Source organism: Lutimonas sp., from assembly GCF_051011215.1.
GTDB lineage: Bacteria > Bacteroidota > Bacteroidia > Flavobacteriales > Flavobacteriaceae > Lutimonas.
In genome coordinates, this window is the sequence record NZ_JBPCUJ010000170.1 from 17,858 (window position 1) to 30,875 (window position 13,018).

Sequence of the window (13,018 nt, forward strand, 5' to 3'; positions counted from 1 at the left end):
ACAATGAGGTAACCTTGAAAAAACCGAAAACCTTTTTCTTTGCGGAACAGATTTTAACTATGAAAAAAATAGCTTTACTTCTTGCCTTGGTTACCTGCAGTATGACTTTTGCCCAGGGCGTGTCTATATCAGGGATAGTTCTTGATGCAGGAATTGACCAAGCTCCAATTGCTTTTGCATCCGTGCAGGTAAAAGGATTAGACATCAGTACGGAAACAAATCTTGATGGAAACTTCGAACTATCGCTGTTGGAAGGAGATTATGTGTTGATTGTTGATTTTATCGGATACGAGCCTATAGAGTTAAATTATATCAGTGTTCATAACGACAAAATAGTACTAGAGCCGGTTCTTTTGAGAACCTTGCGACCTAGTTTGGATCTGGCTTCGAGAGAAGAGGAGTAAACGTTCAGATATCTTGATATTACAAGACTAAAATGCATAAAAAAAGGAATCTACTAGTAGATTCCTTTTTTTGTTGGTTGAAGTTCTTACTTAAGAACCACACATGAGACAATCATCCGGATTTTCTCTTGATTTTATAATCATTTCTTTAAGCTCATCACCTGTCAATGGTTGTTCTTCAACAGCTCCTGCAGGCAACTCATCGTTCTTCTTAGAAACGGTAAATTGAATAGCATTTACAGCAGATTTAGTTCTTAAATAGTACATACCTGTTTTCAATCCTGATTTCCAGGCATAGAAATGCATTGAAGTTACTTTTGCATAATCAGGGTCCTGCATGAATAGATTCAAAGACTGAGACTGATCAATAAAATATCCTCTATGACGGGCCATATCGATAATGTCTTTCATACTCATTTCCCAAACAGTTCTGTAAAGCTCTTTTAATTCCTGAGGAATTTCTTCTATATGTTGAATAGATCCGTTCGCTCTCATGATCTCTTCTTTCATATCATTGTTCCACAGACCCAGTTTTACCAAATCTTCTAATAGGTGTTTGTTGACAACAATAAACTCTCCTGAAAGCACACGTCTTGTATAAATATTTGAAGTATACGGCTCGAAAGCTTCATTATTACCTAGAATTTGTGAAGTAGAAGCTGTTGGCATTGGTGCCACTAATAAAGAATTTCTTACACCGTGTTGTTTGATGCTCTTTCTCAACTTTTTCCATTCCCATCTACCGCTTAATTCTTCGTCATCAATACCCCACATGTTAAACTGAAATTCTCCTTGAGATATTGGAGATCCTTTATAAGTTGAATAGGGTTCTTTTGCTTTGGCCAATTCCATTGAAGCAGTAAGTGACGCAAAATAAATGGTTTCAAAAATTTCCTGGTTTAGTTTTTTGGCTTCTTCACTTGTAAAAGGCATTCTAAGGAGAATAAAAGCATCTGCTAATCCTTGAATTCCAATTCCAACGGGTCTGTGACGCATATTAGAATTCTCAGCTTCTGGTACAGGATAGAAATTTTGATCTATTACGGTGTCCAGATTTTTAGCTACTTTTTTAGTGACTTTAAATAGTTTTTTATGATCAAAAAACTTAACTCCATTCGAATCTTCTGAGATAAACATCGGAATAGCAATAGAGGCTAAATTACAAACAGCTACTTCATCAGGAGCAGTATATTCCATGATTTCCGTACAAAGGTTTGAAGAACGAATGGTTCCAAGATTCTTGTGATTGGATTTTCTGTTCACAGCATCCTTATACAGCATATATGGATTTCCAGTTTCAATCTGAGCTTCCAGAATTTTCTCCCATAATTCTCTTGCCTTAATGGTCTTTCTTCCCTTACCGACTTTTTCGTATCCAGTATATAATTTTTCAAACTCATCACCATAGGTATCAAAAAGATGCGGACATTCATTAGGACACATCAAGGTCCAGTCTGCGTTTTCTTCAACTCGTTTCATAAACAAATCTGGAACCCACATGGCGTAAAATAAGTCTCTCGCTCTCATTTCTTCTTTTCCATGATTCTTTTTTAAATCAAGAAATTGGAAAACATCAGCATGCCAAGGTTCAAGATACACAGCAAAAGAACCTTTACGTTTTCCTCCACCTTGATCCACATACCTTGCGGTGTCATTATAAACACGCAACATTGGTACAATTCCATTTGAAGTTCCGTTCGTACCTCTGATATAAGATCCAGTTGCTCTTACATTATGAATTGATAGGCCAATTCCTCCGGCAGATTGAGATATTTTTGCCGTTTGTCTTAGGGTATCATAAATTCCATCAATACTATCATCCTGCATTTGCAGCAAGAAACAAGAAGACATCTGTGGTTTTGGAGTTCCGGCGTTAAAGAGTGTAGGGGTTGCATGTGTAAAGAATCGCTTACTCATCAATTCATAAGTTTCGATGGCAGCATCAATATCCTCTTTGTGAATACCAATAGAAACTCTCATCAGCATATGCTGTGGTCTCTCCACAATTTCTCCGTTGATCTTCAACAGGTACGATCTTTCCAGTGTTTTAAAACCGAAGAAATCATAGCCAAAATCTCTATTGTAAATAATAGTTGAATCAAGTTTATCAGCATTGTCCATAATGATTTTGTAGACATCTTCTGCAATCATAGAAGCATGCTTACCAGTTCTTGGATTTACATATTCATGCAAATCTTTTACTGTTTCACTAAACGATTTTTTTGTGCTCTTGTGTAAGTTTGAAACTGCAATTCTTGCTGCAACTTTTGCGAAATCTGGATGAGTTGTTGTTAAAGTGGCTGCAATTTCTGCAGCAAGGTTATCTAATTCAGAAGTTGTAACTCCATCATAGATTCCTTCAATTACCCGCATCGAAATTTTGATAGGGTCCACTAAATCATTTAATCCATAGCATAATTTTCTAACTCTCGCGGTAATTTTGTCAAACATTACCGGTTCTCTTTTGCCGTCTCTCTTTACTACATACATTTATTTATTATGTTTTTTTAAGGTTAGTTCTTCTCATGCCTTAGTCATGAGCCCACATTACTCGTTTATAATCGTAATATTTGAAAATAATATTACTTGAAATTGAATAGACTTTTGATCAGTTCTAAAATAGAATAAAACTAAAGTCAATTCTGCAATTACTTTAAGATATTGTTAACAATTCGTCGTTAATAATTACGTAGACAACTGGTTGTCAGCGAATTGTTCATAAAAGGTCTTAAAAGGATTTTGATTCGTTTAAAAATCAGCATCAAAGGAAATGCTTCCTGTACCACCTGATTTTACACCGGCCTTCTGATATTCAGACACTCTTTTTTCAAAGAAATTGGTCTTGCCCTCTAATGAGATCATTTCCATAAAATCAAAAGGATTTGTGGCATTATATACTTTTTCACAGCCGTATTCTAACAATAATCTATCTGTTACAAACTCAAGATATTGCGTCATTAATTTTGAATTCATTCCAATTAAACTCACTGGTAATGATTCGGTAATAAATTCTCTCTCAATGTTTAATGCATCTACAAGAATTTCTGTAATTCTTTTCTTGGAAACCTTATTCATGATGTGATTTTGATGAAGATAAACAGCAAAATCAGCGTGTAACCCTTCATCTCTGTTAATCAATTCATTCGAAAAGGTCAGACCTGGTAGAAGGCCTCTTTTTTTCATCCAAAAAATGGAACAAAAGCTCCCTGAAAAGAAAATTCCTTCAACAGCAGAAAAGGCAATAAGTCTCTCTGCAAAACTGTCGCTATCAACCCATCTTAGCGCCCAATCGGCTTTCTTCTTAATAGCCGGAAAAACTTCGATGGCTTTAAAAAGTTCATTTTTCTCACTTTCATTCTTAATATAAGTATCAATTAAAAGTGAATAAACTTCCGAATGGATATTCTCCATCATAAGCTGAAAACCATAAAAGAATTTAGCCTCAGTATACTGAACCTCGCTAACAAAGTTTTCAGCTAAGTTTTCATTTACGATACCATCAGAAGCAGCGAAAAATGCTAAAATATGTTTGATAAAATATTTTTCATCAGTCGTCAATTTGTTCTCCCAATCAATTACGTCCTGTTCTAAATCTATTTCTTCTGCAGTCCAAAAAGAAGCTTCCTGTTTTTTATACCAGTCCCAGATATCGTTATGCTGGATAGGAAAAATGACAAATCTGTCTTTGTTAGGACGTAAAATAGGTTCAATATTTGACATAATTATTGTGTTGTTTTTTGAATGATGAATAAATAATTGGGAAAATTACAGGGCAAAGATTCCACATTTTGTTTGAATATAAAATCTTAGTTATCCACATTGATGTGAAAGTTTTTAACACCATGGTTAAGAAGTATTTTTTTGTTCAACTTATTCGATAAAATTGAACAAATAAGTTCATACTTACTTATCGGGAGGACAGGGTCTTAAAATAAAAAAGAGAGAAAGATAAGGCAAAAAAATTATTTTGACATGTACTGACCAAGGCTCATAAGTTGGTAATCAGCGGTGTTTATAGTTTTTTCAATTTTCTCAATATTAATAACAGTCATGCTACCTTTTTCCTTCTTGTTGGCATCTTCAAAATTCATTTCCATCATAAAACCTTTAGCTTCTTCGGGAACGTCGGAAAATGAATTTCCACCCAATGAGTTACTCAGGTTAAAAAACATGTTTTTTTGAAATAGATCCAGCTCTTCGGTAACCCAGAATGAAAAAGTATTTGAATCGTTTTTAGAGATAAATTCTTTACATGTATAACCGAGAATCTTTTTAGTTCTGCCCGTTTTTTTAATGGATTGGAATTCTGTATTCACGGAATCCTGCAAATTCTCCTGAATGGCAACATTCTTGATTTGTTCCATGGACAGCACCTGGGCAAATTTCTGCTCCTCCATAAGAATCACCATGGCTTTGTTTTTTTCATCTAAAATGGAAAGCATGGAACTAGGCATATCTCTGGAATCAGAGGATTCGCTGTTTTCGACTCTGGTCGCTATGTATTCAGCCTTGTTTGAAAACCACATTTCGTAGTTGACAATAGAAGGTTTCTCATCACTCGTAATTTCCATTTTGTACAATATCTTATTGTCAAAAATATATGTTTCTTCTATCGGAATTGACTGACTTCCCGCTATCATCATTTGATTTAACTGATACTGATAATTAGATTGATAGTCGGGATCTATATCTAAGAGACTATCCATAGCCTTACCTGTCTCCTGAGCCGTTTTCTGAGCGACTTTGTCTATAACAACTTCTTCGGTTGCCTGCTGAACGCGTTTTTTTAATTTTTTAAGTAATTGAGCTTGAGTAGTGTTGATAAAAGAAACACTTATTATTAGGCATAAAGCCACTATTTTATAAAGTCTCATAATGAATATGTTTGGGGGTTTGACTTCATCTATAAAGTTATAAAAAAGTTTGTTTCAAACCTAAAAGGACCAGTTATAACCGGTCCTTTCTTCATGATTCTCTTGTGTTAAGAGAAACAATACATCCAAAAATACTCTTAGGTTTAAAAGTTTGACTTAAAATTGATTCAAGTGCAACCTTTAGTGCCTTTTCAAACTAGAAAGTAAACATGCTATGAATATTTTATGAGTAATTATGTTGTGGAACAGTTCTTTAGCTCTTTAAAAAGACCAGGGTTTTATGATAGGCAGCATCCAGATCTTCTGGAAGTGAATTTGAATCCCAGGGTTGGGTACTGCCGAATGTGTGGTTGGCATCTGGCAGGACATAAAGACTGGCCTGCTTGGTCCAGGAATTGAGAAGCTCTGCTTCAGCCAGCGATACGGTCTCATCAGCTGATCCATGGACAATGAAGTAGGGAATCGAAAGCTTCTCTACAGCTGTTTTGATGTTCAGTTCCGATTCGAATTCTTTAAAACTAGTATAAAACTGATAATAATGAGGCATTTGCTGATTGGTCCTGGCATTGGTAATATATGCCACACCATTCTTTTTCCATTGTTCTAATTGTTCGCCAACAGGAAATCTACTTCCAAAATCTGAAACCCCTGCCCAGGTAATTACTTTGGTAATTCTATGATCTGAAGCAGCTTTTAACAAGACAATTCCTCCTCCTCTGGAATGACCAATCAGGGTGATACTTTTGGTGTTGATTTCATTATCATACTCTGTTGAATTGTCGATCCAGGAAATGACTGAGTCCAGATCGTCTAATTCTTTCATAAAATTGTTCTGACCAAAAGCCTCGAGATCAGGAAAATCAATAGGTTGTTCAGCGGTCCCTCCGTTATGGGAAAAATTCATTTTTAAAAAGAAAAGGTTTTCATTGGCCATTGATGTTGCCACCAAATTCCAGGCACCCCAATCTTTATAGCCTTTGTATCCATGACAGAAAATAACAATATTTTTGGGAGTGTTGTTTTTTTTATAATAGACATCGGTCAGGATTGGTTTACCATGTTTACCCTGTATTTGAATATTCTTTGTACAATTCATCAGTTTCTTCTTTAATTAATTTTAATACTTAAAGCCAGCTATTTCTTTTTCCTCAAAATTGATCTCTTTGTCAAATAAATCTAAGATCAGACGGTCGAGTTCGAATACAAAACTCTCTAAAATGTCATCAGTTATATAAGCTCCGTTAAAAGGCATAAAACCCTCTTTTAGATTTTTAAAGGAAACAATACCACTTTGTAATAAAAGTTTATCGAGTGACTCTGTAGTGCCATTCGCATACATATAGGCGTAGCAGAGGACCTGAAAGCTTTTTGAGTATTTTTCATCTTGACCTAAAAGGCTCCAATCTTTGATTTTGAGTTGATTTGGAGATACTTTACCGGTTTTATAGTCCATAATCCTTAATGATCCGTCAATCTCATCAATCCGGTCTATTTTACCCCGTAATTTTACGTTAGTTTCAAGGCCATTAATAGAATGCTCCATTTCAATGGCTGTTTCCAAGCCCAGTATCTTAATTTTTTTTCCTCTTTTTAATTCACTTAATTCAAACTGAAGAAAATTATGTACAAACTGCTGAGCAATTTCAAAGGCCAAATAATTCTTTCCCGAGGCAATGGAACTGAGAGAAAAACTCTTGGCAAATTCATTGTTGACTTGTGTGGCTGCTTTGTCAATCATGGCAGAAATATCCTCTTCTTGAAGTGTTTTGTTCAAATAAGGGGTATATAAGTGCTCCAGCGTATCATGGATTATTGTTCCAAATGTGTTTGCAGCGATCGTTTCTTCGACTTCTTTGAATTCTTCAATTCGCAGAATACTACGTTTGTAAAAGTCAATAGGATTTCTAATGTAATTGGTTAGTGAGCTTGGTGAAAACCCTTTTTTAGCAACTTCTTTTAAACGCAGAAGTACAGCATCATTTTTTGTTATTGACTTTAATGAATCAGGATCTGATTGAAGATGAGGATTGATGGTTTTCTTTTCAAAGGTAACATGATTTAACTGTCCTAGTGATTTAGCGATTTCTAATTGTCGAATAAACCTACTCGGTTCCCCAGCGCCAAAATCATCTGTAATATTGTTGTAAATCAGATATACGTTTTCAGCACGGTGCAGGAGTCGAAAAAAATGAAAAGAAAAGATAGCGTCCTGTTCAAAATAAGTAGGGATCTTCTTTTCAAGTTTAATATCCATCGGAATGAAGGAATTATTGGTGCCACTTGCCGGAAGAAAACCTTCATTGACAGATGTAATGATGACGTTTTTAAAATCAAGCCCTCTTGATTCGAGTAAGCCCATTATTTGAAGCCCTTCAAGTGGCTCACCTTTAAAGGATAATTTTTCCGTTTTTAAAAGCTGTTGAAATAGTTGATATAAAGAATTGATACTGTCAATAAATCCATAGTTTTTATTAAGATTGGATAATTGAACAAAAATATCGTGGTACCTGTACAAATATTCAATATGAAGTTTGTTCTGTTCTGTTCCTTTTCTGAGGATATCAATGATTTCTATAACCTGGGTCAAGATCATATTGATATCTGCCTCCCAGCCTGTAAATATTAATGTAAATAATCTATTGATTTTATCATTTTGATAAACAAGATCTAAAATTTTAGATTCAGAGATAAAGATTGTTTTATCCGAATACATTATTGATTTTAGTCCTTTTTCTATAGCCTCAAATTGTATCCATTGAGCTTTGAAAAAGGGGTCATTTAATAAATTATTGACATCTTTGTAGTAGTATGTTTTTTCCCCCTTCCGTTTTGATTTATTCAAATGCAAGTTAAAAAGTGCTTGAAAAAATGAACTCAAAGAGATATTCTGCAGTTCATACCCCATCGTGATATTTGCCTTAGAAATTTCTGAAGGCATGGAATTCAAAAGAGAAGGCAATAGTTTTTCATTTCCAAGAATTACGGCAGTATCGTCGATTTGCCCATTTTTCTGAAGGTCCTTCAAGAGCGATCCAACATGTTTAATCTGACTTACGTTTTTAGGTACACCATGAAAATGAATTATTTTAGAAGTATTAATGTTACTATGCTTCCATTCGAAATCATTAGATACATAATAGGGCCATGATCGCTGGTATTTTTGAAAAAACTGAGCCGATTGATTATTGGTCTTTTCATAAAATTCATCATGATCCCAGTAGATGGTTGCTTGTTTATCAATCAATAAGTTTTGAATAATTGTTTCCTCTGCCTTATTAAGAGCGTTAAAGGCCGCAAATACGAATTTTTGGTTGGGATTGAGTTTTTTATAGGTATCCAGACGTTCAATTACCATGCGATAAACCAGGCCCTGATATCCTGAATGCTTATTGATCAGGTGTTTTTGGAAGGCATCATGGTAGGTGATAATCTTCTCAAAAAACGAAAGGTATTTTTGCACCATGGTACTTGCATGAGGTTCATCAGGATACCACTGTTCTATTCTTTTTGTTTCGCTTAAATAACCAAGTATGGAAGCGGTATCAAATAAATTGCTGTCCAGATCATTAAAGTCCTGGATTAAAATACTGGCCCATTTTGAAAAACTCTCAAAACTTTCGGTTTCATCCTTTTGAGTATGGGTTTTATAAATACCATAGAATTCGAATAAGAGGTTTACATTATCAAGAATGTCAAAACCAGAAACCTCTTTAATAAATTCTTCAATGCTCAGGATACGAGGTAAAAATGTTGCTTTGTTTAATTGAGTTTTTAAAATGGTTTTTAAGAAGATACCAGCTCTTTTGTTGGGTAAAACAAAAGTGATATTTGATAACGTAGGATTACTTTTTAATACCTGGGAAACTACTTTTGATAGAAAGGATTGCATAGGTCAAATGTAAACATTATTGCATAAAAAAAACCATCGATCTAATGACCGATGGTTTTGTTTTTGAACAGTTAAGAAGTTCTATCTTTCAGCGTATTCTGAGAAGATTTCAACTCTTCTGTTTTGCTGTCTTCCTTTTCTTGTTTTGTTATCTCCAATTGGGTTGGCAGAACCAAATCCTTTAGCTGTAATCATATCAGCTGGGAAACCTTTATCAACTAAGTAGGCTCTTACAGCATCAGCTCTTTCCTGAGATAATTTATTGTTGATTTTATCACTACCAGTACTATCAGTATGACCTTCAACATCAAATCTTAAGTTTTTATATTGGTTTACAATATTACTAACTTGTTCCATTCTGATTTCTGTTTCGTCAGTGAATTTAGAGCTACCAGTTACGAAGTAAATCGCTCTTGCTAAATCTGTAATTTCTTTTTGAACTTCAGCAGAAACTATTGGACAACCATTGTTTTCAGCAACACCAGCAATATTTGGACATTCGTCATCTTTGTCTGGGATTCCGTCACCGTCAGCATCTGGCCAAGGACAACCGTTATTTTCAACTGGACCAGCAACATCTGGACACTTGTCATCTTTATCAGCAACACCGTCACCGTCTCTATCTGGACAACCGTTTAATTCAACAGGACCAGCTTCAGTTGGACATGCATCATCTTTATCTGGAACACCGTCACCATCCGTATCAGGGCATCCGTTAAATTCAGCTAAACCAGCTTCCATAGGACAAGCATCTTCAGAATCTTGGATTCCGTCACCATCCGTATCAGGACATCCGTTGAAAGCTTCTAAACCAGCAACTTCTGGACAAGCATCATATTTGTCATAGATACCATCGTTATCAGCATCACGAGCACCAAATCTGAATACTAAACCTGCAGCATGTTGGAAGTGAGGTAATAAAACATCCTCATCAAATGAATGCTTGTATTTTGTTTGAACATTAACACCGAACATTTCACTAAACCAGAAGTTGAAACCTAAACCACCACCAGCAGTTCCGTTACCTTCTCCTTCTAACCAAGTGTAACCACCACCAGCTAATAAATATGGGTCAAACCATCCTGCTTCTCTAATGAAGTTCCATTTAATGTCAAGATCAGCTGCCGTATAAGTCAAATCGCCAACTGCTACATCACCGATTTTGCTAATTCTATTGAAAGATCCAGTTAATCCCACAGAAAAGCCACTACCTACATAGTACCCAACTCTTAAGCTAGAAAGTGCACTTGCAGTGTTCCAGTGATCTGTGTTAAAGAATTCTTCACCAAATCCTCCAGTAGCCATACCATCGTCGTATGGAGTAGGAGTAGGGCCGCTATCAGTATCAGCTCCAGTTGGATAAAAGTCAACCACGTTGGTACCCAACTCAATAATCCAGCGATTATCCTTATCCTGCGCAGTAACGTTGTTCGCAAAAACAACAACTAATGCGATTAATAATACTCGTTTTAAATGTTTCATTGTAATCAATTTTAAATTATAATCTTTTTAATTGTTAAGTAAGCTTAAATTTTAAGTAATATTTAACAAATATATAAAAACTTGCCAAATAACTCACTTTAAGCATTTTTTTTTTATTTATTGGCTTTCACGCTTATTGTAGTTAAAAGCATTCAGCGCAAATTTCTAGTAAAACACAGCTCTGTTATCTTCGATTTCAGCGTTCTCTTTTAATGCTTCAAAAATAAGTAAACTTCTACCTGTTAAGGAGCGTTCTAAATTCATTTTATTGGCATTGTAATTCTGCATTTCAGCAGGGAGTGTTTTTTTAGTAACAATTGCGAAAGCAACACCACTTTTACCAACGATATTTTTAGCAAGTTTATTTTCTTCCAAAGAGGTTACAACTCCGGATATGTCTACAAACCGACCAACGCCAGCAAACACAGGGCTTGTATTGGATACTGCCAAGGCGCTGCTTTTGGCAACCTTGTTCTGAGTGGCAATTTCTTCAAGGCTCGATCCAGTTGATCTTTCTTCAATGATAGCCGCTTTCTTTTCATTCATTATAATGTTTCTAACATTCTTGCCTTTTCCAGATAATCCGGCTTTGTTTTTTGAAGTCAACATCACAACTGCGTATCCATTATCCAAGTCAAATCTCTTGATACTACCTTCTTCAGTTGCTTCCTCAAAAGTCCATCGCACAATTTGTCTTTGTGATCCGAGTTCTGAGATATTATCATCAAAAACTTCAAGATTCACAACAGGTCTTACTGATAGGTTTTGTTCTTTGGCCAAATCTAACATACTTTTTCCGGCAGAAATATCTGAAGCAAAGGTCTCAGCCTGCTCAAATATCGCGTTTTCAGTATTTTCAGAAGGATCTATTTTTCTTGAAAATGTAGCTATTTGTACATTTTTTTGCTTGTTTTTCTGATCGTCGATTCTAATAATATGGAAACCGAATTGTGATTCAACCACGCCCACATCACCAGCAGCATTTTCAAAAGCATAATCTCTGAATTCAGGAATCATTGTTCTGTAAACAAACCAGCCCAAATCTCCTCCTTTAGCACCAGATACTTTATCCACTGATAATTCCTTAGCCAAATCTTCAAATTTGCTCGGATCAGCTTTTACAACAGTCAAAAGACTATCAGCAATTTTTTTGGCCTCTTCAGGTGTTGCCGTTACGGTTGGATCTGCTGTCGCATTTCCAGCGAATGAAATCAGAATATGACTCGCTTTTACTGAATCAGGTAATTGTTTAACCGCGGTTACTTTTGACAATTTATAGAAGCCTTTGTCTTTATAAGGACCATACACCTTATTAATGTCAAGATTAAAAAGAGTATCTGTACCCGCAACTGTCAAAGCTGTTTCGTTATAGAAATTACCATCGTATGGAGTATCTGACTCGTTTTCAGCATTAAAATCTTCCATGTCCGTAGCATTTTTAAAGCCTTGGACTGTCACATTTGATTTGGCAGCATTGCTATATTCTTCTTTGTCATCAATCATTTGCGCCAATTCTTGCTGAATCGCTTTTTCGTCTTCTTCTGTAGCTTCGATTTTGAATTGAACAAATTGAATATCTCTGGATTCTTTTACTGTATACTCTTTAGCATGTGCCTTAATATAGGCTTTCATGTCTTCTGCATTTACAGACACCAAACTGTCTGGAATACTATTGAAAGGAACGTATACATAGTCTACATCTACACTTGTGTTCTGAAAATAGTAATCTCTTTCACCTTCGGCCAGTGTACTTCCTAAACCAGCTCTTATCAATGCATTATACGTTGTTTGTTCAAGATTCTTCTTAATTCCTTTTTCATAGTTAATCCAACTTAACCAAGCGGCCTGACCTCTTTCGTCTTCTTCTGAATTATCTTGTAAGGTTGCGATATATTCTTTTAGTTTTTCAGGATCAAAAAGTCCCAATTCATTGGCGAATTGAGGGCTGTTTTGAGATGATATTTGCTGAACCATGGCATCCCAAACATCTTTTTCACCAACAACAACTCCAGATTTTTCTAATTGAGTTTCGTAAATCTTTTCACGAACAAGAGTATTCCAGGCATTGTTGACATTTTGAGTATTTGATGTCCTTCCATTTGATCTGCTTCTGTTAAACTCAACCTGCTGGGCAAATTCTTCTCTTGAGATAGGTTCACCATTTACCTCACCTATATTAGTAGCTGTTTTATTAAATAAGTTTCCGTCAAATAATCCGCTTAAAACGAACGAAAACAGTGCCAATGCAATTATGATGATTAAAAATAATGATCTCTCTCTAATTTTCGATAATACTGCCATTTTCTTTTCTGTTAAAAAATTTAGGTTGCGAAAATACAATTTACCTTTTAATAATGAAAGGAGTTTAA

General features: G+C 35.3%; 8 protein-coding genes. 1 reads left to right on the forward strand and 7 read right to left on the reverse strand.

What is annotated here, in order from left to right; translation table 11 throughout:
• Window positions 1-59: 59 nt before the first annotated feature.
• Window positions 60-404: a carboxypeptidase-like regulatory domain-containing protein gene (locus ACR2MV_RS16005; protein WP_434023247.1), complete on the forward strand. Its 345-nt coding sequence runs from the start codon at window positions 60-62 to the stop codon at window positions 402-404.
• A 90-nt stretch (window positions 405-494) separates the two neighbouring features.
• On the opposite strand, the gene ACR2MV_RS16010 is transcribed toward ACR2MV_RS16005, so the two are convergent.
• The 7 genes from ACR2MV_RS16010 to ACR2MV_RS16040 form a co-directional block, all read right to left on the reverse strand.
• The gene (locus ACR2MV_RS16010) at window positions 495-2,894 is read right to left on the reverse strand and encodes a ribonucleoside-diphosphate reductase subunit alpha (RefSeq protein ID WP_434023249.1); all 2,400 of its coding nucleotides are present in this window, start codon (window positions 2,892-2,894) and stop codon (window positions 495-497) included.
• A 258-nt stretch (window positions 2,895-3,152) separates the two neighbouring features.
• The gene (locus tag ACR2MV_RS16015) at window positions 3,153-4,124 is read right to left on the reverse strand and encodes a ribonucleotide-diphosphate reductase subunit beta (RefSeq protein ID WP_434023250.1); all 972 of its coding nucleotides are present in this window, start codon (window positions 4,122-4,124) and stop codon (window positions 3,153-3,155) included.
• 242 nt (window positions 4,125-4,366) lie between these two features.
• Window positions 4,367-5,278, reverse strand: a complete 912-nt coding sequence (locus ACR2MV_RS16020) for a DUF4412 domain-containing protein (RefSeq protein WP_434023251.1) — start codon at window positions 5,276-5,278, stop codon at window positions 4,367-4,369.
• A 253-nt stretch (window positions 5,279-5,531) separates the two neighbouring features.
• Entirely contained in the window at window positions 5,532-6,374 is an 843-nt protein-coding gene (locus ACR2MV_RS16025) for an alpha/beta hydrolase family protein (RefSeq protein ID WP_434023253.1), read from the reverse strand.
• Window positions 6,375-6,395: 21 nt separating this feature from the next.
• The gene (locus ACR2MV_RS16030; RefSeq protein WP_434023255.1) at window positions 6,396-9,167 is read right to left on the reverse strand and encodes a PD-(D/E)XK nuclease family protein; all 2,772 of its coding nucleotides are present in this window, start codon (window positions 9,165-9,167) and stop codon (window positions 6,396-6,398) included.
• Window positions 9,168-9,248: 81 nt separating this feature from the next.
• The gene (locus ACR2MV_RS16035) at window positions 9,249-10,649 is read right to left on the reverse strand and encodes an OmpA family protein (protein WP_434023257.1); all 1,401 of its coding nucleotides are present in this window, start codon (window positions 10,647-10,649) and stop codon (window positions 9,249-9,251) included.
• 165 nt (window positions 10,650-10,814) lie between these two features.
• A partial coding sequence (locus ACR2MV_RS16040; RefSeq protein WP_434023258.1) for a peptidylprolyl isomerase occupies window positions 10,815-13,018 on the reverse strand: 2,204 nt, incomplete at its 5' end.